Genomic DNA, 20,149 nt, shown 5'->3' on the forward strand with positions numbered 1-20,149 from the left:
GTGGGAAGGGGCTTGCCCCCGATGAGGCCAGTAGCCCTAACGAAAAACCTTACTGCCCTGCCACTTTCTCCGACTTGCCGTCATAGCGCTTACGCCACTCGGTCAAAATGCTGTCGCGGTTCTTCGAGGCCCAGGCAAAGTCGTTCTTGATCAGGCGCTGTTCATAATCGGCCGGCAATTCGGTCTGCGGCTTGGCAATGCCGGGCTGGGCGAGGACGGCGAAGTTGTCCTTGTACAGGTCCATGGCAGCCGGGCTTGCGGAGAAATCGGCGAGTTTTTTCGCGGCGTCGGCGTGGGCTGTGCCTTTGATCACCGCCGTGGCTTCGATGTCCCAGCCCAGGCCTTCCTTCGGCAGGATGATGTCCAGCGGCGCGCCCTGGCGCTTCAACTGCACGGCCGGGTATTCGAACGAAATCCCGATCGGGAATTCACCCGACGCTGCCAGCTTGCACGGCTTGGAGCCGGAGTGAACGTACTGCCCGATGTTCTGGTGCAGGTCGTCCATGTACTGCCAGCCTTGCTTCTCGCCAAAGGTCTGCAGCCAGGCGCTCACATCCAGGAAGCCAGTGCCGGACGACGCCGGGTTAGGCATGACGATCTTGCCCTTGTACTCAGGCTTGGTCAGGTCCTGCCAGCTCACCGGCTTGGTCAGGCCTTGTTTCTCGGCCTCCACAGTGTTGAAGCAGATCGTCGCGGCCCACACATCCATGCCGACCCAGGCCGGTGGGTTGGCGGCGTCGCGGTAGTTCTTGCCGATCTTGTCCAGGTCCTTGGGCGCGTAGTTGTCCAGCATGCCCTGCTGGTCGAGGATCGCCAGGCTGGAGGCGGCCAGGCCCCACACCACATCGGCCTGCGGGCGGGCTTTCTCGGCCAGCAGCTTGGCGGTGATGATGCCAGTGGAGTCGCGTACCCATTTGATTTCGATATCGGGGTTGGCCTTTTCGAAGGCCTGCTTATAGGTCTTCAACTGCTCGGCTTCGAGGGCCGTGTACACGGTCAACTCGGTCTTGGCGAAGGCATTCAGGCTGAATGCAGTGAGTACGGCAGCGACCAGCGCCAGGGGCTTGAACATGAAACACCTCCTTCAGGATTATTGGCCCGGCGCGGTCTGGCGCCAGGCTTGGGAGCGGCGCAGCGCGCCATGTGAAGCCCACGCCAGCAGCAGCGAGACGCTGGCCGAGGTGAACAGAATCAAAGTGGACATGGCCGCCGCACCGCCGACGTTGCCGGCGTCGTCCATATTCAGCACGGCGACGGCGGCGAGGATGGTGTCCGGGCTGTAGAGAAAGATCGCGGCGGACACGGTGGTCATCGCCGACACAAACAGGTAGCGCACGATGTCCAGCAGCGCCGGCAGGCAGATCGGCACCGTCACTTTCAAGTAATGGCGGTACAGCGGCGCCTTGAGCGACAGCGCGGCGGCTTCGAACTCCGCGTCGAGCTGACGCAGTGCAGTGGTGGCGGTCATCTGTGCGGTGGTCAGGTAGTGCGCGATGGTGCACACCACCAGCAGGGTCATGGTCCCGTAGAACACATGCAGGGGGTTGCCGTTGAGGTTGAAAAAGAACACGTAGCCCAGGCCCAGCACCAACCCAGGCACCGCCATCGGCACAAAACTGAGCATGCGCAGCGCCAGGTTCAGGCCCTTTTGGCCCTTGGTCTTTTCCATCAGATAGGCCCCGGTGAAGATCAGCACGCTGCCGATCAACGCCGTGCACAGCGCCATGGTCAGGCTGTTGCGGTAGGCCAGCCAGCCGCCGCCGGCGGTGTCTTCGAACTGATAGTGGTTAAGGGACAGCGACAGGTTGTACGGCCAGAATTTCACCAGCGACGAATACACCGCCATGCCGAACACCAGCAGCAACACGGCACAGATCAACAGCACGATAGTCAGATAGCAGCCGTCTCTCAGGCGCGAGGGTGCCGGCTGGAACACTTGGGCGCGGCCGCTCATGGAATCGCCGTGGCGACGACGCAGCCAGGCATCCACGCCAAAGCTGAACAGCGCCGGCAGCAGCAACACCATGCCGATCAATGCGCCACGCCCGAACTGCTGCTGGCCAACCACGGCTTTGTAGGCCTCAAGCGCCAGCACCTGATAATCGCCGCCCACCACCACGGGCACACCGAAGTCAGTGATGGTCAGGGTGAACACCAGGCAAAACGCGGCGAACACCGCCTGGCGTGTGGCTGGCCAGGTGATGCTGCGAAACGCCCGAGCCGGGCTCGCGCCCATGCTGGAAGCCGCATCAAACAGCCGCGCGTCCGCCAGGGACAACGCCGACAGCAGAATCATCAAGGCATGTGGGAAGGTGTAGATCACCTCACCCAGCACAATGCCCCAGAAGCCGTAGATGTTGTCCGAGAGCAGCCCGCGCAGCATGCCCTGGTTGCCGAACAGGTACACCAGCGCAATGCCCGGCAACATCGACGGCGCCATCAACGGCAGCAGCGATAGGCCGCGCCAGATCGCCTTGCCGGGAATCAGCGTACGTTGCAGGGCGTAGGCAAACAGGTAAGCCAGCGGTACGACGATGGCCGCCACGCTGAGGGAAACTTTGAGGCTATTGCCCAGCAGCCAGTGGAAGTTGTCGCTCGTGACCAATTCCCGCGCGGCGACCAGGCCACCGCCCTGCCCGGCTTCGCTGCTGAAACCGCGCCAGAAGATCGCCAGCAATGGCAGCAGCACGGCGATGCCCAGCAGCAACAGCCACAACAGCTTGCCGCCGAGCACGAAAATACGGTCGCCCGTTTCGGCGCGGGAAGCCTGGCGCGGCAGCGTCATCACGGCAGCCATCTCAGGCAAACACCTGCAGGCTGCGCGGCGGCAAGGCCACCCAGATATCCTGGGCGCCCAGGCGCGGCATGGCTTCCGGCGCCAATTCGGCCAGTAACGGGTGGCCGGGCAATTGCTCCAGCTCGAAGCTCATGCGGCAGCGGTTGCCGAGGAAGGTGATCTCACGGACCTTGGCCGGGAACAGGTTCTCTTCGTGCACCGGCGGGTTGATGCTGATCGCCTCCGGGCGGCAGAACAGGCGCCCGGACTTGGCCGCACCGGCATCGTCGGCCAGGCGCATGTTCATGCCGCCGACCTGGGCGTGGCTGGCACTGTTGCGGCTGAACGGCAGCCAATTGCCCTGGCCGACGAACTCCGCCACGAACGGCGTGGCCGGGCGGTCGTAGATCTCCTGGGGCGTGGCGTATTGCTCGACCTTGCCGTTGTTCATCACGGCAATGCGGTCGGCCATCAGCATGGCTTCGTCCTGGTTGTGGGTGACCATCAACGTGGTGATACCCAGGCGTCGTTGCAGTTAGCGCAACTCGGTGCACAGATGCTCGCGCACGCGGGCGTCGAGGGCTGACATCGGTTCATCCAGCAGCAATAACGACGGCGCCGGGGCCAAGGCACGCGCCAGGGCGACCCGCTGCTGTTGGCCACCCGAGAGTTGCCCGGGGTATTTCTTTTCGCTGCCCAGCAGGCCGACCAATTCCAGCATCTGGCCAACGCGCTGGCGTACTTCATCACGACCGCTGCCGGTGAGGCCGTAGCCGATGTTCGCTTCGACGGTGAGGTTGGGAAACAGCGCGTAGGACTGGAACAGAATGCCGTAGTCCCGTGCCTGGGGCGGCAGCAGGGAAACATCCCGGTTGCCCAGGTAAAGTTCGCCGCTGTCCTGGCGCTCCAGCCCGGCGATGCAGCGCAGCAAGGTGGTCTTGCCGCAGCCGGACGGGCCCAGCAGGCACACCAGCTCGCCGGCGGCGACGTCCAGGGAGACGTTATCCAGCGCGGTAAAGGCGCCGAAGCGTTTCTGGATACCGCGCACCTTCATCGGCGCGCCGGGTTGGGTCAGGGCTGTGTTCATGGTGGCACCTCATCAAACTGATGAAGGCCATGCTAGGCAGGCAATGCGTCCCTGATGTGGCAGAAAGGCAAAACGCGGTGATAGTGGTATTGGTGGATTTGGGTAGGGCTCTCAGTGGTGAGTTGCCTGGTCTATCGCTATCGGGGGCAAGCCCCCTCCCACACTTGACCGAGTTCCAAGATGAGGCTTGCCCCCGATTGGCCCTCAAGGCAGCCACACACCTCTAAATTGGCGACATTTCCTGCGCCAACCCCAGAAACGCCGCTGGCAACCGCGCGCCCTTTCTTTCCTTCAGGCAGTACAGGTATTCCGGAATCTGCGGCGCATTCTCGATCGTCAGCACCCGCAGCTGCGGGTCATGGGGCACTTCCTGACGGGCAATGATACTGATGCCGATATTGCGCAGCACCGCTTCACGAATGGATTCGCGGCTGCCGATTTCCAGCAGCGGGCCGTAACTCACGCCGGCGCCCTGCAGCATGTCTTCGGTCAACCTGCGGGTGGTGGAGCCGGCCTCACGCATCAACAGCGTATGCCCTGCCAACGCGTTCAACGACACATGATCAAGCTGGGCCAGTGGATGATTGCGATGCACCGCCAACACCAGCGGATCAGTGCCCAATACGCGGCGAATCAGGCGTGGGTCTTCCAGCAATTGCGAGGAGGCGGCGACGTCGACGCGATAATCGTCCAGCGCTTCCAGCACTTGCTGGGAGTTGCCGATTTCTACCGACACCTCCACCTGCGGCAGGCGTTCGCGGAAGGCTTTGACCAGGTCAAGGATGTAATACGGCGCGGTTGCGGCAATTCTCAATGCACCCTGGACCTGGCCATTGTTGCGCAGGAAGAACTCGATATCCGCTTCCTGCTGCAACAGCGCCTTGACCATCGGCAGCAGGCGCGCGCCGTCGTCGCTGACGGTGAGGCGGCGGCCGCCTCGGTAGAACAGCTCGACGCCGTATTGGCTTTCCAGGTTACGGACCTGGGTGGTGACCGTGGGTTGGCTCAGGCCGAGCTTTTTCGCCGCCTGGGTGATGCTGCCCAGGCGGGCGACCATGTAAAACGCCTTCAACTCGGCACTCAGCACACCACCCTCTCATCGACTATTTGCGCAACAGGCGCAGGCCATTGAACACCACCAACAGGCTCACGCCCATGTCGGCGAACACCGCCATCCACATGGTGGCCATGCCCAGGAAGGTCACGGCGAGGAAAATCGCCTTGATCACCAGCGCCAGGGCGATGTTCTGTTTGAGGATACTCGACGTTTGCCGCGACAGACGAATGAATGCCGGAATCTTGCGCAGGTCATCATCCATCAGCGCTACGTCAGCGGTCTCGATGGCGGTGTCGGTACCGGCGGCGGCCATGGCAAAACCGATCTCGGCACGGGCCAGCGCCGGTGCGTCGTTGATGCCGTCGCCGACCATGCCCACGCGATGGCCTTGGCCGTAGAGGGTTTCGATGGCTTGCAGTTTATCGGTAGGCAACAGGTCGCCCTGGGCCTGGTCGATGCCGACCTGGGCAGCAATCGCCTGGGCGGTGTGGGTGTTGTCGCCGGTGAGCATCAGGGTCTTGATGCCCAGCTCGTGCAGTTGCTGGATGGCCTCGCGGCTGCTGTCCTTGACCGTGTCGGCCACGGCGAACAGCGCCAGCGGGCCGGATTTGTCGAGCAGCAGCACCACGGACTTGCCCTGTTTCTCGAGGGCGAAGAGTTTTTCTTCCAGCGCCGGCGAGCAGAGGCCCAGGTCTTCCACCAGGCGGTGGTTGCCCAAGTGGTAGGTTTCGCCATTGATATCGCCGCGCACGCCGCGACCGGCCAGGGCCTCGAAGTTATCCACAACGTGGATGGGCAGGTTTTTATCCACAGCCGCGTTGGCAATCGCCAGCGACACCGGGTGGTCAGAACGCCCGGCCAGACTGGCGGCCAGGGCCGGGGCGCTGTCTTCGACGTTAGGGAACAGCGCCAGGTAATCGGTTTGCACCGGCTTGCCGTGGGTGATGGTGCCGGTCTTGTCGAGGGCCAGGTAGTCGAGCTTGTAACCGCCCTCCAGGTACACGCCGCCCTTGATCAGGATGCCTTTGCGCGCCGCCGCAGCGAGACCGCTGACGATGGTCACAGGGGTGGAAATCACCAGCGCACACGGGCATGCCACCACCAGCAGCACCAGGGCACGGTAGATCCAGTCGAACCAGACGCCAGCCATGAACAGCGGCGGAATAATGGCCACACCCAAGGCAAACAGGAACACGGCCGGGGTGTATATTTTCGAGAACCTGTCGACGAACCGCTGGGTCGGCGCCCGTGCGCCTTGGGCCTGTTCCACCGCGTGAATGATGCGCGCCAGGGTGGAGTTGTTGGCCGCCGCGGTCACTTTATATTCCAGGGAACCGGCCTGGTTGATGGTGCCGGCGAAGACTTTATCGCCCACGGTTTTTTCAATCGGCAGGCTTTCACCGGTGATCGGCGCCTGGTCGATGGTGGATTGGCCGGCAGTGACTTCACCGTCCAGGCCGATGCGTTCGCCGGGCTTAACCCGCACAATCGCACCCATTTCTATGCTTTTGACCTCTTTTTCAACCCACGTGCCGTCAGCCTGCTGCACGGTGGCCTGCTCGGGTGTCATCTGCATCAAGCCGCTGATGGCATTACGCGCGCGATCCAGGGATTTGGCTTCGATCAACTCGGCGACAGTAAACAGGAACATCACCATCGCGGCTTCCGGCCACTGGCCAATCAGGATCGCGCCGGTCACCGCGATACTCATCAAGGCATTGATGTTCAGGTTGAGGTTTTTCAGGGCAATCCAGCCCTTCTTGTACGTGGTGAGGCCGCCGCTGAGGATCGACACCAACGCCACCACCGCGATCACCCAGGTAGGCGCGGCGTCAGTGAAGTGCAGCACTTCGGCAGCCAACGCGCCGACGCCGGACAACGCCAGCGGCCACCAGTGTTTCTTGGCGGGCGGCTCAGCGGCAGGCGTGCCTTCTTCGATGGGATCGGCCTGCATGCCGAGGGATTTGATCGCGTCGATGATCGGCGCGGTGCTCGGCAGGTCATGGGTGACCCCGAGGATGCGGTTGATCAGGTTGAATTCCAGCTGCTGCACGCCCGCAAGCTTGCCCAGTTTGTTCTGGATCAGCGTCTGCTCGGTGGGGCAGTCCATGGCTTCGATGCGAAAGGTGCTCAGCCGCGAACCGGCGGTGGGCGCTTCGCTCAGTTGCACCAACGCAGGGGCCTGCGTGCCGGAACAGCAGGAGCCGCCATGGCCGTGGTCATGCACGGGGGTCAATTTCTTCGGGCCATGATCGTGATCGTGATCGTGATCATGGTCATGTTTGTGCGGGGTGTGGATGGAATCGCTCATTCTGTCGCGTCCGTAGAGGTGCCTGTTGCCAAGTAAAGACCCTGTAGCCACTATAGGGTCAAGCACCCATTTGGAGATTGCTGTGATGAAGATCGGCGAATTGGCCAAACTGACCGACTGCCCGGTGGAAACCATCCGTTATTACGAGAAGGAAGGCCTGCTGCCGCCCCCGGCGCGCACTGACGCCAACTACCGCGTGTACACCCAGGCGCACACCGAGCGGCTGGTCTTTATCCGCAACTGCCGCAGCCTGGACATGACCCTCGAAGAAATCCGCAGCCTGCTCGGGCTACGGGACAGCCCGCAGGACCAGTGCGAAAACGTAAATGCGTTGATCGATGAGCATATCCACCATGTGAAAGCGCGGATCGACGGGCTGCTGGCGCTGCAGGAGCAATTGCTGGACCTGCGTCAGCGCTGTGGCGGCGGGGATCATTGCGGGATTTTGCAGCAACTGGAGGTCAGCGGAGGTGTTGCCGCCAGCGAGGCCGAGCCCTCGCATGTGGGCAGAAGCCACGGCCATTAATTCAAGCGAACACGGCTCAAATGTGGGAGGGGGCTTGCCCCCGATAGCGGCGTGTCAGTCACCGATGACTTAACTGACCACCGCTATCGGGAGCAAGCCCCCTCCCACACAAGCCCACACCTTAAGACCAGGACAGCCTTTAAATAGCGACGTCGGCCTTGATGCTTGGATCAGCGTCGTAGCCTACGATTTCAAAATCTTCGAATTTATAATCGTAGATCGACGCAGGCTTACGCTTGATCACCAGTTCCGGCAACTTCTTCGGTGTGCGCGCCAGCTGGGTGCGAATCTGCTCCATATGATTGCTGTAGGCGTGGGTGTCGCCGGTGGTAACGATGATCTCGTGAGGGATCAGATCACATTGCTGGGCCAGCATATGGGTGAGCAACGCCAACGCGGCGGTGTTGTACGGCAGGCCGAGGAACACGTCGGAGCTGCGGATATACAACTGCATCGACAAGTGACCGTCGTGTACGAACGCCTGGTACAACAGGTGGCACGGCGGCAGGGCTTGTTTACCGTTGCGCGCGTTTTCCTGCGGGCTCTTGGTTTCGTCGGGCAGGTACTCGACGTTCCAGCCGTGGAACAGGATGCGACGGCTATTAGGGTTGGTCTTGAGCGTATGGACCATGTAGTCGATCTGGTTGATCGTGCCACCGTCCTTGGTCGGCCAGGCGGTCCACTGCTCGCCGTACACCGGACCGAGGTCACCGTCTTCGGTGGCCCACTCGTCCCAGATTTTCACGCCGTTTTCGTTGAGCCACTTGATGTTGGTGTTGCCGCTCAACATCCAGATCAGCTCGTTGGCGATACTTTTGAAGTGAAGCTTCTTGGTGGTCAGCAACGGGAAGCCGTCGGCCAAGTTATGCCGATACTGACGGGCGAACACCGCTTTGGTGCCGGTGCCGGTGCGATCGCCCTTGGTCAATCCATTGGTCACGACGTCGTTCAGTAGTTCGAGATATTGCTTCATTTGGGTACCCGTATCGTTGAAGCCGAGGCTTGGAAGCCTCGGCATTCGAATTTATAGCGCGGTGTTCTTCAAAGGCTGCGGGCGGTTGTAGGCCCACCACAGCAGGCCCAGGCCGCCCAGGATCATCGGCAGGCTGAGGATCTGACCCATGGTCACCCAACCGAACGCCAGGTAGCCCAGTTGCGCATCCGGCACGCGCACGAACTCGACGACAAAGCGGAAGATCCCGTAGAACAACGCAAACATGCCCGACACCGCCATGGTGGGGCGCGGCTTGCGCGAGAAGATGTACAGGATAAGGAACAGTGCCACACCTTCCAACGCGAACTGGTAGAGCTGCGACGGGTGGCGCGGCAATTGCGCCGGGTCGCTGAACGGCGGGAAGATCATCGCCCACGGCACGTCGGTCGGCTTGCCCCACAACTCGGCGTTGATGAAGTTACCGATACGCCCGGCGCCCAGGCCGATCGGCACCATCGGCGCAACGAAGTCCATCAGTTGGAAAAACGACTTGCCGTTGCGGCGACCGAACCACCAGGCCGCGATCATTACGCCGATAAAGCCGCCGTGGAACGCCATGCCGCCTTTCCACACTTCGAAGATCAGCGTCGGGTTGGCGATGTACGCGGGGAGATCGTAAAACAGCACATACCCCAGGCGCCCACCGACGATCACCCCCATAGACAGCCAGAAAATCAGGTCGGAGAGCTTCTCCTTGGTCCAGGTCGGATCGAAACGGTTCAGGCGTCGGGAAGCCAGAAACCAGGCACCGCCGATGCCAATCAGGTACATCAACCCGTACCAGTGGATTTTCAGCGGACCGATGGCCAGGGCCACCGGGTCGATCTGCGGGTAAGGCAGCATTGCGACTCCTCGTTAAATCATTCGTGATGGCGCCGGACCATGCCGGGGCGCGATTAAGCCTGCATTACTCAAGTTGTTTAAAGCAAAAAGTTTATGCCGACGCAGAACAGCAACCCGGCGAACAACCGCTTGAGCAAACGCGGCGACAACCGATGTGCCAGGCGTGCGCCGAAGCGGGCAAACACCATGCTGGTCAGGGCAATGCCCAACAGTGCCGGCAAATACACGAACCCTAGACTATGAGCGGGCAACAGTGGGTCATGCCAGCCCAGAATCATGAAACTTAAAGCGCTGGCCAGCGCAATCGGCAGGCCACAGGCCGATGAGGTGGCCACCGCTTGCTGCATCGGCACGCTGCGCCAGGTCAGGAACGGCACGGTCAGCGAGCCGCCGCCAATCCCGAAAATCGCCGAGGCCCAGCCAATCACCGTGCCCGCCAGGGTCAGGCCGACCTTGCCCGGCACCGTCCGGCTGGCTTTGGGCTTGACCTCCAAGGCCAACTGCACGGCCACCAGCAGGGCGAACACGCCAATGATCTTCTGCAGGTGCGGGCCGGAAATCGCTTCGGCAGTCAGCGCACCAAAGCCGGCGCCGAGCAGGATGCCCACGGTCATCCACACGAAGATCGGCCAACGCACCGCGCCACGTCGGTGGTGCTCACGCACCGCGTTCACCGAGGTAAAGATGATTGTTGCCAGGGACGTGCCCACGGCCAGGTGGGTCAGCACCTGCGGGTCGAAGCCCTGCAAGGTGAAGCTGAACACCAGCACCGGCACGATGATAATCCCGCCGCCCACGCCGAATAGCCCGGCGAGCACGCCCGCACAGGCGCCAAGCAGCAAATACAGCAGAAATTCCATGGGAGCCCCCCAACCAAGTCCGGCATGTTAACGGATGGAAGGCATGCGACCCAACTGGATACGATGGAACGCTGCAGCCGGTGTGGGTAGAGTGGCAAAAAAAACACAAAAGGGATCGCCTGATGTGCCTGATTGTTTTCGCCTGGCGGCCGGACCATGCCCAGCCGCTGATCGTTGCGGCCAACCGCGATGAGTTCTACGCCCGCCCCAGCCTGCCGCTGGCCCAGTGGCCGGATGCGCCCGATGTCTACGCCGGTCGCGACCAGGAAGCGGGGGGCACTTGGCTGGGTGTGAATGCCGATGGGCGTTTTGCCGCCCTGACCAATATCCGCGATCCCCACCAGCCGCCGGCACGCAAGTCCCGAGGGGAACTGGTGGCGCGTTTTCTCAACGGCTCACTGCCGATTGAGGACTATTTGGCCGACGTTAACGGCCGTTCGATTGAATATGCCGGGTTCAACCTGCTGGTCGGCACGCGGGATGAGTTGTGGCATTACAACGCCAACCATACCGAGCCGACGCGGTTGAAGGCTGGGGTGTACGGGTTATCCAATGCAGGGTTGGATACGCCGTGGCCTAAGTTGCTCAAGGCCAAGGCGGCGTTGAGCGAACTACTTGGGGACCCGCAGCCGGAGGCGTTACTGGGGATTTTGAGTGACCCACAGACGGCGCCGTTTGCGGACCTGCCAGATACAGGGGTGGGATTGGCGACGGAAAGCCTTTTATCCAGCGTGTTTATTGCCAGCCCGAGTTACGGGACGCGGGCGAGTACGGCGCTGATTGTGAATGCCGACGGGACGCGGCGGATGGTGGAGCATAGTTTTGGACCGCATGGCGGCAGACTGGGCGAGGTAGAACTCCTCCTGTAGTGAGCGGGCTTGCCCCGCGCTGGGTGGCGAAGCCGCCCCACAACCCGCTAACCGGTTCTATCTGAAAGCATGCGGCGCTTGTATTAGGGCGGCTTCGCCACCCAGCGCGGGGCAAGCCCGCTCACTACAAAAGCCGACCGCCTGAAATCAGAGGGTTTTTGCGGAGGCAGAACCCGCAAACGGTTCTATCTGAAAGCATGCGGCGCTTGTATTAGGGCCGCTTCGCAGCCCAGCGCGGGGCAAGCCCGCTCACTACAAAAGCCGACCGGCTGAAATTAGAGGGTTTTTGCGGAGGCGGGGTTGATCATCCGCGTCAGCCCCAAATTCTTCAGCGCCAACTGCAGCGAGCTGTGGATAACTTGCGGGTTGTCGATGGTCATCAGTTCCGCCAGCAGATCCTTGGCCATGCTCAGTTCAACCTGGCGCAGCATCCACTTCACCTTCGGCAAGTTGGTGGCGTTCATCGACAGGCTGTCAAAGCCCATCGCCATCAACAGCACCGCCGCCGCCGGGTCGCCGGCCATTTCACCGCAGATGCTCACAGGCTTGCCTTCGGCATGGGCGTCACGCACCACGTGTTGCAGGGCTTGCAGCACCGCCGGGTGCAGGTAGTCGTAGAGGTCGGCCACCCGTGGGTTGTTACGGTCCACGGCCAGCAGGTATTGGGTCAGGTCGTTGGAACCCACCGACAGGAAGTCCACCTGCCGCGCCAGCTCCTTGGCCTGGTACACCGCCGCCGGGATTTCGATCATCACGCCAATCGGCGGCATCGGCACGTCGGCGCCTTCGTCGCGTACTTCGCCCCAGGCACGGTGGATCAGGTGCAGCGCCTCTTCCAGTTCATGGGTACCGGAAATCATCGGCAGCAAAATGCGCAGGTTGTTCAGGCCTTCGCTGGCCTTGAGCATGGCGCGGGTCTGTACGAGGAAAATTTCAGGGTGGTCGAGGGTGACGCGGATACCGCGCCAGCCGAGGAACGGGTTGTCCTCTTTAATCGGGAAGTACGACAGTGACTTGTCGCCGCCGATGTCCAGGCTGCGCATGGTCACCGGCAACGGGTGGAAGGCTTGCAGTTGCTCGCGATAAATCGCCAGCTGCTCCTTCTCACTCGGAAAACGCTGGTTGATCATGAACGGCACTTCGGTGCGGTACAGCCCCACCCCTTCTGCGCCGCGCTGTTGCGCACGGGCCACGTCGGCCAGCAGGCCGGTATTTACCAGCAGTGGCACACGGTGGCCATCGGTGGTCACGCACGGCAGCTCGCGCAATGAATCGAGGCCCAGCGCCAGTTGCTTCTCTTCTTCAACCACTTCGGCGTACTGCTTGCGCATCACTTCGCTGGGGTTGGTAAACACTTCGCCGCGGTGGCCATCGACAATCATGTCGATGCCGTCGACTTTGGAATACGGCAGGTCCACCAGGCCCATCACCGTCGGGATACCCATGGCACGGGCCAGGATCGCGACGTGGGAGTTACCCGAACCCAATACCGACACCAGGCCGACCAGCTTGCCTTCCGGCACTTCGCCAAGCATGGTGGCGGTCAGTTCTTCACTGATCAGGATGGTGTTGTCGGGGTAGACCAGGTTGGTGGTGCGGTCTTCCTGCAGGTACGCCAGCAGACGGCGACCGAGGTCACGCACATCCGAGGCGCGTTCGCGCAGGTAGGCGTCGTCCATCAGTTCGAAACGGTTGACGTGATCGGTGACCACCTGGCGCAACGCGCCCTGGGCCCACTGGCCGGTCTTGATCACGGTCTTGACTTCATTACCCAGCGACGCGTCGTCGAGCATCATCTGGTACACGTCGAACAGCGCACGCTCTTCGGGGCGCAACTGGGTGGCCAGCTTGGTCGACAGGTTGCGCATGTCGGCGCGTACGCCTTCCAGGGCGGTCTTGAACAGTTTGATTTCAGCGTCGATGTCATGGACGGTCTTGTCCGGCACCACATCGAGGTCGGCCGGCGGCAGCATGACCACCGCAGTACCGACCGCCGCACCCGGCGAACCCGGTACGCCGACGAACTTGGCTTCCTGGATGCCCTTGCCCTGGCGCCCCAGGCCGCGAATCGAGCCGGTGGCTTCGGCGTGGGCAATCACGCCAGCGAGCTGCGCACTCATGGTCACGAGGAAGGCTTCTTCACCTTCGTCGAACTGGCGGCGCTCTTTTTGCTGGATGACCAACACGCCGACGACGCGGCGGTGGTGAATGATCGGTGCGCCGAGGAACGAGGCGTAACGCTCTTCACCGGTTTCGGCAAAGTAGCGGTAACGCGGGTGATCGGCCGCGTGTTCAAGGTTCAGGGGTTCTTCACGCGTCCCCACCAGGCCCACCAGACCCTCATTGGGCGCCATGCTGACCTTACCGATAGAGCGCTTGTTCAAGCCCTCGGTGGCCATCAGCACAAAACGGTTGGTCTCGGGGTCCAGCAGGTAAACCGAGCAGACCTGGCTGCCCATGGCTTCCTTGACGCGCAACACAATAATCCCCAACGCCGCCTTGAGATCCTTGGCGGAGTTAACTTCCTGGACGATCTTGCGCAGCGTATTGAGCATGGCTCGGGGTCGAACTCCGTCGTCAGTCGCGCGCTAAAAGGCGCGGGGCAAGCTCTTTGAGAGCGCGACGATAAACTTCGCGCTTGAATGTCACCACCTGGCCCAACGGGTACCAATAGCTGACCCAGCGCCAGCCATCGAACTCCGGTTTACCGGTCAAATCCATCCGCACCCGCTGCTCGTTGGAGATCAGGCGCAGGAGAAACCATTTCTGCTTCTGGCCGATGCACAGCGGTTGGCTGTGGGTACGCACCAGGCGTTGCGGCAAACGATAGCGCAACCAGCCACGGGTACAGGCCAGAATTTGTACATCTTCACGCTCAAGGCCGACTTCTTCATTCAACTCACGGTACAAGGCGTCTTCAGGGGTTTCGTCGGGGTTGATTCCGCCTTGAGGAAACTGCCAGGCATCTTGGTTGATTCGGCGAGCCCATAGCACCTGTCCGGCATCATTCGTAAGAATAATCCCGACATTAGGACGGAAACCATCGGGGTCGATCACGGCAACAACCTCGCAAACGCATGTCGCCGCATTGTTCCACAAAGGTTGATGAAGCGGCAACGAGGCTTCTTACCTTATGTGCACTCTTGTGAAAAGACCGTATTCTGGACGCCTTTTTACAGACTTTTCAGCGAGTAACTGCAATGCGCCTGGCTTTATTCGACTTGGACAACACCCTTCTCGGCGGTGACAGCGACCACGCCTGGGGCGATTACCTATGTGAACGCGGGATTCTCGACCCGGTGGCCTACAAGGCCCGCAACGACGAGTTCTACCAGGACTACCTGGCCGGCACGCTGGACAACGCCGCCTACCTGAACTTCTGCCTGGAAATCCTTGGCCGCACCGAAATGGCCCAGCTGGACGAGTGGCACAACGACTATATGCGCGACTGCATCGAGCCGATCGTGCTGCCCCTGGCCCTGGAACTGCTGGCCAAACACCGCGCCGCCGGTGACACCCTGGTGATCATCACCGCCACCAACCGTTTCGTCACCGCGCCAATTGCCGCACGCCTGGGCGTCGAAACCCTGATCGCCACCGAGTGCGAGATGGAAAATGGTCGCTACACCGGACGCAGCACCGACGTACCGTGCTTTCGTGAGGGCAAGGTGACGCGCTTGAACCGCTGGCTGGAAGAAACCGGGTACAGCCTGGAAGACAGCTACTTTTACAGCGACTCGATGAATGATTTGCCGTTGCTGGAGCAGGTGACGCACCCGGTGGCGGTGGATCCGGATCCAAATCTGCGGGCCGAAGCCGAGAAGCGTGGTTGGCCGGTGATTACGCTGCGCAGCTGATGGCCCTATCGGGGGCAAGCCCCCTCGCACACTTGATCGGGTTCACACGGTCAAAATGTGGGAGGAGGCTTGCCCCTGATGCAGGCGACTCGGTCTAAAGCCTCAAACCGGCTTTGCACCCATGAGCCCCGCAATCGCCACAAACCCCACCAAGCTGACCACCGCCAGCACCAACGTGAAGTTCAAGCTACCGCCCTCGCCTTTGCGCAAGCGATTAAGCCGTGCCACCAGCCAGAACCATGCCAGCGCCGCCACGGTATAGAGGAGGCTGGACCCCAGGATCCACGTCTGCCCCAGCGGCCAGCCGATCAGATGCGCCAGCCACCAGCCGGTAAACGGCATGCTCACCACGCAAATCCCCATCAACAACCAGACGAATGCCCACGGGCGCTGCACGGTCACCGCCGGGCCGGCGCTGCGTTTTCGCCAGGCCAGCAACGCCAGCCCCAGGCCGCTGAGCAGCAGCAACACGGTGGCTGCAACGTGGATAACTTTCAAGGTAGTCAGGGTTTCCATGTGTCGTTTTCCTTAAAGGTCGCCCCGTCAGCGTAGTCGCTCAACCGAGGAACAGTGTGTAGGCCGGGTTATCGCTTTCATCCCAGTATGGGTAGCCAATGGCTTCCAGGGCTGCCGGTACTAGGTGACGCTCGTCCGCCGGCACTTGCAGGCCGGCGACCACACGGCCATCGGCTGCGCCGTGGTTGCGATAGTGGAACATCGAGATGTTCCAGCGCCCGCCCAATTTGTTAAGAAAGTTGAACAAGGCGCCCGGACGCTCCGGGAATTCGAAACGCAACACCACTTCGTCACTGACTTTGGCCGCGTGCCCGCCGACCATATGACGGATGTGCAACTTGGCCAGTTCGTTCTCGGTCAGGTCCAGCACCGGGAAACCCTGGCTCGTGAGGCTGGCGATCAGTGCACTGCGCGGGTCGGTTTCCGGATGAGTCTGCACGCCGACGAAAATGTGCGCCTCGCTGCCGGAGTGGTAGCGGTAGTTGAATTCGGTAATCTGGCGCTTGCCCACGGCTTCGCAGAACGCCTTGAAGCTGCCGGGCTTCTCGGGAATGGTCACGGCGATGATGGCTTCGCGGCCTTCACCCAACTCGGCACGCTCGGCCACATGGCGCAGGCGGTCGAAGTTAACGTTGGCGCCGGAGTCGATGGCCACCAGGGTCTGGCCGGTCACACCACGGGTTTCCACGTATTTCTTGATCCCGGCCACACCCAATGCCCCTGCCGGCTCGGTGATGGAACGGGTGTCGTCGTAGATGTCCTTGATCGCCGCACAGATCTCATCGGTGCTCACGGTGATCACTTCATCCACATAGTCCTTGCAGATGTCGAAGGTGTGCTGGCCGATCTGCGCCACCGCCACGCCATCGGCAAAGATGCCCACGGTCGGCAATACCACGCGCTCGCCCGCCGCCATGGCGGCTTGCAGGCAGTTGGAGTCGTCCGGCTCGACGCCGATGACCTTGATCTCCGGGCGCAGGTACTTCACGTAGGCCGCGATACCGGCAATCAGCCCGCCGCCGCCCACCGGTACGAAAATCGCGTCCAGCGGCCCTGGGTGCTGGCGCAGGATTTCCATCGCCACGGTGCCCTGCCCGGCAATGGTGTGCGGATCGTCGTAGGGGTGGATGTAGACGTAGCCTTTTTCGTCGACCAGTTTCAGCGAGTAGGCCAGGGCTTCCGGAAAGGAATCGCCATGCAGCACCACTTTGCCGCCACGGGAGCGCACGCCTTCGACCTTGATCTCGGGGGTGGTCTTGGGCATCACGATGGTGGCTTTCACCCCCAGCACCTTGGCCGCCAGGGCCAGGCCCTGCGCATGGTTGCCCGCCGATGCGGTGACCACGCCACGCGCACGCTCTTCAGCGGTCAGCTGCGTCAGCTTGTTATAGGCGCCGCGAATCTTGAACGAGAACACCGGCTGCAAGTCTTCGCGCTTGAGCCAGACCTTGTTGCCCAGCCGCTCGGAGAGCTGGCGAGCGGTCTGCAACGGGGTTTCTACGGCAACGTCGTAAACGCGCGAGGTGAGGATCTTTTTGACGTACTGTTCAAGCATCGGCGGAAATCACTGGGCGAGTTGGGCAGGGCCAAGGAGTCTAACCCAGCGTTTGGGCGGGCGACCACACGAATCCAGAGGTTTTGTTGGGTTATACTCGCGCCCCTCTTTACTCCCCGCCCGTTCCGGAGCCCGCATGACCCAGGATCAACTCAAACAGGCAGTGGCCCAGGCCGCCGTCGATTTAATCCTTCCTAAACTCGACGACAAAAGCATCGTCGGTGTCGGCACCGGCTCCACCGCCAACTGCTTTATCGATGCGCTGGCCCAGCACAAGGGCGCGTTCGACGGCGCCGTGGCCAGCTCCGAAGCCACCGCCGCTCGCCTCAAGGGCCACGGCATTCCGGTGTATGAGCTCAACACCGTGAGCGACCTGGAGTTCTACGTCGACGGCGCCGATGAAAGCGACGAACACCTGAACCTGATCAAAGGCGGCGGCGCAGCCCTGACCCGCGAGAAGATCGTCGCGGCCGTGGCCAAGACCTTTATCTGCATCGCCGACGCCAGCAAGCTGGTGCCGGTCCTCGGCGCGTTCCCGCTGCCGGTGGAAGTGATCCCGATGGCCCGCAGCCACGTGGCCCGCGAGCTGGTGAAACTGGGCGGCGACCCGGTGTACCGCGAAGGCGTGTTGACCGACAACGGCAACATCATCATCGACGTGTTCAACCTGCAGATCACCAACCCGGTAGAGCTGGAGACGCAGATCAACGCGATCGTCGGCGTGGTCACCAACGGCTTGTTCGCGGCGCGCCCGGCGGATGTGCTGTTGCTCGGCACCTCTGAAGGCGTGAAAACCCTCAAGGCCTGAGAACACCCCATTAGTCATGCAGTGTTTTCAGGGACTGGGTTTCTTGAAGACGTAGAACAGGTTCGGCTCGCTGACGAGGTACAACGTGCCCTCGTCATCCATGGCGATCCCTTCGGCCTGCGGCACCCGCTTCGTCAGGCCATGGCGCCCGTTCAGCAGTGACAGACTGCTTAGCGGGCGACCGTCGATATCCAGTTCCAGCACTAGGAACGACTCATCCGACAGCGCCAGCAAATGGCCGCTGCGCTCATCGTATTGCAGGCTCGACAGGTCACGTACAAACAGCCCGGCATCGCGCTTGGGGTTGTTGATCACGTGCACCGAGTAGGTTTTTTCCGGTTTGAAATGCGGGAAGCCGTGGACCTCGTAGATCAGCATCGGGTCGCGCTCCTTGGCCACGAACAGGCGCTTGCCCACCGAGTCATAGGCCAGGCCTTCAAAGCCCTTGTTGCCCCCCACGTGCAGGCCCAGCGTCATCTGTTCCGCATCGGCGGCATCGAGGAATTGGGTGTCGTCGTCCACATGCACCTTGATCAGCCGCTGCTGGCGCTCATCGCTGATGACATAAATGTTGTCGCTGATAAATTCCACTGCCTCGGCATCGCCGAAGCCCACCAAGGGAATACGCCGCAGGATCTTGCCCTCAAGGGACAACTCGATCAGCTCGGCGTTTTTATTGGTAACGGTAAACAGGCTTTTGCGCACCGGGTCGTAGGTCAGGGCCGACACATCGTCATCGAGCCCTTCGATCACTTGGGCCTCCAGCGCCACACGGTAATCCGCCAAGCCGATGGAGCGCTCATTCGTCGGCTGACGCCACGCCTGCCAGTTGAACCAGGCACGCTCGAACAGGCGAAAGTGCTGCGCAACGGCCCCGGCGCAGATCAGCGCGATCAACACAAGAATAGAGAACAGGGGTTTGGGGCGGGCTAGTCGACGCATCGGGGCGGGCTCAAAGTCAAAAGTGGCGAATGAATATCACGCCTGTCTGAATTTAAACTTAAACGCGCCCTGATGTCTGGCGAATGCCGCACACAGCGACATATCTGACGTAATCAGTTGTTATTTCTGCTTTTCGAAGCGATAGAACAGGTTGGGTTCACTGACCATGTAGAGCGTGCCGTCGTCGTCCATGGTCACGCCCTCGGCACGCGGAATGGTGTCTTTCAGGCCATTGAAACCGCCCAGCAAGGTCATGAAGCTGACTTGCTCACCCCTCTCGTCCAGCTCCAGCAGCAGATGGGAGTCGGCCGACAACACCAGTAGATGCCCGGTGCGCGGGTCGACCGCCAGTGCCGAGAGGTTGCGCATGTCCAGTTCGGTGTTGGTCAGCTTCACCTTGTTACCCGCCAGGGTCTGGCTGCCATCGCTTTTCCAGGTAAACAGGGCAGGCGGGCGCTCTTCGCCCAGGACCAATTGCTGGTTACGCTTATCCCAGGTGATCGCTTCAAAGGCCTTGTTCTGGTCCTTGGACGGGCCCAGGTCATAACTTGGGAAGTCGGCCTTGTTCAGCGCCGTGGTGGCAGCGTCGACCTTGACGATGGTCAGGCTATGCTGGCGCTCGTCGACCACGGCCATCAGGCCGTTTTCCATCATTGTCAGCCCTTCGGGGTTGTTCCATCCGTTGAGCGGCATCTTGCGCAGCACATCACCTTGCAAGGTCAGCTCGACGAGAAACGGGTTTTTGCCCATGACCGAGAACAGCGTCTTGGTCTGGGGGTTATAGGCCAGGTCCGAGGCCTCGTCCTTCTCCATACCCGGTAGCAACTTGGCGTCGATGACTGCGTGGTAGTCCGGCAACCACACGCTTTCCTGGCGCTCAGCGGTGGTTTCGAAACGTTCCAGCACCCACAGCACACCGCGATCATCCCAGTGCATGGCCCAGGCAATGCCGTACACAATCGCCCCGGCGAGAAACACCCAGGAATACCAGCGCAGGGCAAAACGGGAACGCAGCTTAGGGGTGACGGTAGGCAGGGGCACGGCCATTGGGCACTTTTCCGGAAAGTCAGCGTTAGGTGATAGCACAGGAACAACGGACCCGCGCGCTTGAGGCAGAGGATTATCCGGATGGGGTGTGAAAAAAATGC

Annotated in this window: 17 protein-coding genes and 1 pseudogene; 4 read left to right on the forward strand and 14 right to left on the reverse strand. The window is 61.5% G+C overall.

What is annotated here, in order from left to right; translation table 11 throughout:
* Nucleotides 1–49: 49 nt before the first annotated feature.
* The 5 genes and pseudogenes from BM403_RS09365 to BM403_RS09385 form a co-directional block, all read right to left on the reverse strand.
* Nucleotides 50–1,072 (reverse strand): putative 2-aminoethylphosphonate ABC transporter substrate-binding protein, encoded by a 1,023-nt coding sequence (locus tag BM403_RS09365; RefSeq protein WP_015886383.1) that lies wholly within the window; start codon nucleotides 1,070–1,072, stop codon nucleotides 50–52.
* A gap of 18 nt (nucleotides 1,073–1,090) precedes the next feature.
* Nucleotides 1,091–2,797 (reverse strand): putative 2-aminoethylphosphonate ABC transporter permease subunit, encoded by a 1,707-nt coding sequence (locus BM403_RS09370; RefSeq protein ID WP_093542559.1) that lies wholly within the window; start codon nucleotides 2,795–2,797, stop codon nucleotides 1,091–1,093.
* A gap of 1 nt (nucleotide 2,798) precedes the next feature.
* Nucleotides 2,799–3,863: pseudogene (locus BM403_RS09375) on the reverse strand (putative 2-aminoethylphosphonate ABC transporter ATP-binding protein).
* Nucleotides 3,864–4,086: 223 nt separating this feature from the next.
* Nucleotides 4,087–4,950 carry a LysR family transcriptional regulator gene (locus BM403_RS09380; RefSeq protein WP_046034919.1) on the reverse strand — a complete coding sequence of 288 codons (864 nt, stop codon included), beginning with the start codon at nucleotides 4,948–4,950 and terminating at the stop codon, nucleotides 4,087–4,089.
* Nucleotides 4,951–4,966: 16 nt separating this feature from the next.
* Nucleotides 4,967–7,231, reverse strand: a complete 2,265-nt coding sequence (locus BM403_RS09385) for a heavy metal translocating P-type ATPase (RefSeq protein ID WP_093542561.1) — start codon at nucleotides 7,229–7,231, stop codon at nucleotides 4,967–4,969.
* Nucleotides 7,232–7,316: 85 nt separating this feature from the next.
* On the opposite strand from BM403_RS09385, the gene cadR reads away from it, so the two are divergent.
* Entirely contained in the window at nucleotides 7,317–7,757 is a 441-nt protein-coding gene (cadR, locus tag BM403_RS09390; protein WP_015886388.1) for a Cd(II)/Pb(II)-responsive transcriptional regulator, read from the forward strand.
* Nucleotides 7,758–7,896: 139 nt separating this feature from the next.
* Here cadR and BM403_RS09395 read toward each other — a convergent pair whose 3' ends face one another.
* From BM403_RS09395 to BM403_RS09405, 3 genes are all read right to left on the reverse strand, one after another.
* Entirely contained in the window at nucleotides 7,897–8,730 is an 834-nt protein-coding gene (locus BM403_RS09395) for a thymidylate synthase (protein ID WP_015886389.1), read from the reverse strand.
* Nucleotides 8,731–8,781: 51 nt separating this feature from the next.
* Nucleotides 8,782–9,594, reverse strand: a complete 813-nt coding sequence (gene lgt, locus BM403_RS09400; RefSeq protein ID WP_015886390.1) for a prolipoprotein diacylglyceryl transferase — start codon at nucleotides 9,592–9,594, stop codon at nucleotides 8,782–8,784.
* A gap of 77 nt (nucleotides 9,595–9,671) precedes the next feature.
* Nucleotides 9,672–10,454, reverse strand: coding sequence for a sulfite exporter TauE/SafE family protein (locus tag BM403_RS09405; RefSeq protein WP_015886391.1), 783 nt, complete (start codon nucleotides 10,452–10,454; stop codon nucleotides 9,672–9,674).
* A gap of 122 nt (nucleotides 10,455–10,576) precedes the next feature.
* On the opposite strand from BM403_RS09405, the gene BM403_RS09410 reads away from it, so the two are divergent.
* Complete coding sequence (locus tag BM403_RS09410) at nucleotides 10,577–11,323, forward strand: NRDE family protein (RefSeq protein WP_093542563.1); 747 nt, start codon at nucleotides 10,577–10,579, stop codon at nucleotides 11,321–11,323.
* Between the two features lie 275 nt (nucleotides 11,324–11,598).
* Here BM403_RS09410 and ptsP read toward each other — a convergent pair whose 3' ends face one another.
* Together ptsP and BM403_RS09420 are read right to left on the reverse strand one after the other, a co-directional pair.
* The gene (gene ptsP / locus BM403_RS09415; protein ID WP_015886393.1) at nucleotides 11,599–13,878 is read right to left on the reverse strand and encodes a phosphoenolpyruvate--protein phosphotransferase; all 2,280 of its coding nucleotides are present in this window, start codon (nucleotides 13,876–13,878) and stop codon (nucleotides 11,599–11,601) included.
* Nucleotides 13,879–13,900: 22 nt separating this feature from the next.
* The gene (locus BM403_RS09420; protein ID WP_003176750.1) at nucleotides 13,901–14,380 is read right to left on the reverse strand and encodes an RNA pyrophosphohydrolase; all 480 of its coding nucleotides are present in this window, start codon (nucleotides 14,378–14,380) and stop codon (nucleotides 13,901–13,903) included.
* Between the two features lie 143 nt (nucleotides 14,381–14,523).
* Between BM403_RS09420 and BM403_RS09425 the strand changes: the two genes are divergently transcribed.
* The gene (locus BM403_RS09425) at nucleotides 14,524–15,180 is read left to right on the forward strand and encodes a histidinol-phosphatase (protein ID WP_015886394.1); all 657 of its coding nucleotides are present in this window, start codon (nucleotides 14,524–14,526) and stop codon (nucleotides 15,178–15,180) included.
* A gap of 102 nt (nucleotides 15,181–15,282) precedes the next feature.
* Here BM403_RS09425 and BM403_RS09430 read toward each other — a convergent pair whose 3' ends face one another.
* Nucleotides 15,283–15,696: a DUF2269 family protein gene (locus tag BM403_RS09430; RefSeq protein WP_015886395.1), complete on the reverse strand. Its 414-nt coding sequence runs from the start codon at nucleotides 15,694–15,696 to the stop codon at nucleotides 15,283–15,285.
* Nucleotides 15,697–15,736: 40 nt separating this feature from the next.
* Nucleotides 15,737–17,251 (reverse strand): threonine ammonia-lyase, biosynthetic, encoded by a 1,515-nt coding sequence (gene ilvA / locus BM403_RS09435; protein WP_093542566.1) that lies wholly within the window; start codon nucleotides 17,249–17,251, stop codon nucleotides 15,737–15,739.
* Between the two features lie 136 nt (nucleotides 17,252–17,387).
* Between ilvA and rpiA the strand changes: the two genes are divergently transcribed.
* Nucleotides 17,388–18,059, forward strand: coding sequence for a ribose-5-phosphate isomerase RpiA (gene rpiA / locus BM403_RS09440; protein ID WP_015886397.1), 672 nt, complete (start codon nucleotides 17,388–17,390; stop codon nucleotides 18,057–18,059).
* A 27-nt stretch (nucleotides 18,060–18,086) separates the two neighbouring features.
* Here rpiA and BM403_RS09445 read toward each other — a convergent pair whose 3' ends face one another.
* Nucleotides 18,087–19,001 carry an SdiA-regulated domain-containing protein gene (locus BM403_RS09445; protein WP_015886398.1) on the reverse strand — a complete coding sequence of 305 codons (915 nt, stop codon included), beginning with the start codon at nucleotides 18,999–19,001 and terminating at the stop codon, nucleotides 18,087–18,089.
* A gap of 120 nt (nucleotides 19,002–19,121) precedes the next feature.
* Complete coding sequence (locus tag BM403_RS09450) at nucleotides 19,122–20,048, reverse strand: SdiA-regulated domain-containing protein (RefSeq protein WP_015886399.1); 927 nt, start codon at nucleotides 20,046–20,048, stop codon at nucleotides 19,122–19,124.
* Nucleotides 20,049–20,149: the final 101 nt, after the last annotated feature.

It is taken from the genome of Pseudomonas sp. OV546 (genome assembly GCF_900116845.1).
Lineage (GTDB): Bacteria > Pseudomonadota > Gammaproteobacteria > Pseudomonadales > Pseudomonadaceae > Aquipseudomonas > Aquipseudomonas petroselini.

Excerpts from the sequence above, each read along its gene's own strand:
- BM403_RS09365 (WP_015886383.1), bottom strand. The coding sequence starts at position 1,072 with ATGTTCAAGCCCCTGGCGCTGGTCGCTGCCGTACTCACTGCATTCAGC.
- BM403_RS09370 (WP_093542559.1), bottom strand. The coding sequence starts at position 2,797 with ATGGCTGCCGTGATGACGCTGCCGCGCCAGGCTTCCCGCGCCGAAACG.
- BM403_RS09385 (WP_093542561.1), bottom strand. The coding sequence starts at position 7,231 with ATGAGCGATTCCATCCACACCCCGCACAAACATGACCATGATCACGAT.
- cadR (WP_015886388.1), top strand. The coding sequence starts at position 7,317 with ATGAAGATCGGCGAATTGGCCAAACTGACCGACTGCCCGGTGGAAACC.
- BM403_RS09395 (WP_015886389.1), bottom strand. The coding sequence starts at position 8,730 with ATGAAGCAATATCTCGAACTACTGAACGACGTCGTGACCAATGGATTG.
- lgt (WP_015886390.1), bottom strand. The coding sequence starts at position 9,594 with ATGCTGCCTTACCCGCAGATCGACCCGGTGGCCCTGGCCATCGGTCCG.
- BM403_RS09405 (WP_015886391.1), bottom strand. The coding sequence starts at position 10,454 with ATGGAATTTCTGCTGTATTTGCTGCTTGGCGCCTGTGCGGGCGTGCTC.
- BM403_RS09410 (WP_093542563.1), top strand. The coding sequence starts at position 10,577 with ATGTGCCTGATTGTTTTCGCCTGGCGGCCGGACCATGCCCAGCCGCTG.
- ptsP (WP_015886393.1), bottom strand. The coding sequence starts at position 13,878 with ATGCTCAATACGCTGCGCAAGATCGTCCAGGAAGTTAACTCCGCCAAG.
- BM403_RS09425 (WP_015886394.1), top strand. The coding sequence starts at position 14,524 with ATGCGCCTGGCTTTATTCGACTTGGACAACACCCTTCTCGGCGGTGAC.
- BM403_RS09430 (WP_015886395.1), bottom strand. The coding sequence starts at position 15,696 with ATGGAAACCCTGACTACCTTGAAAGTTATCCACGTTGCAGCCACCGTG.
- ilvA (WP_093542566.1), bottom strand. The coding sequence starts at position 17,251 with ATGCTTGAACAGTACGTCAAAAAGATCCTCACCTCGCGCGTTTACGAC.
- rpiA (WP_015886397.1), top strand. The coding sequence starts at position 17,388 with ATGACCCAGGATCAACTCAAACAGGCAGTGGCCCAGGCCGCCGTCGAT.
- BM403_RS09445 (WP_015886398.1), bottom strand. The coding sequence starts at position 19,001 with ATGCGTCGACTAGCCCGCCCCAAACCCCTGTTCTCTATTCTTGTGTTG.
- BM403_RS09450 (WP_015886399.1), bottom strand. The coding sequence starts at position 20,048 with ATGGCCGTGCCCCTGCCTACCGTCACCCCTAAGCTGCGTTCCCGTTTT.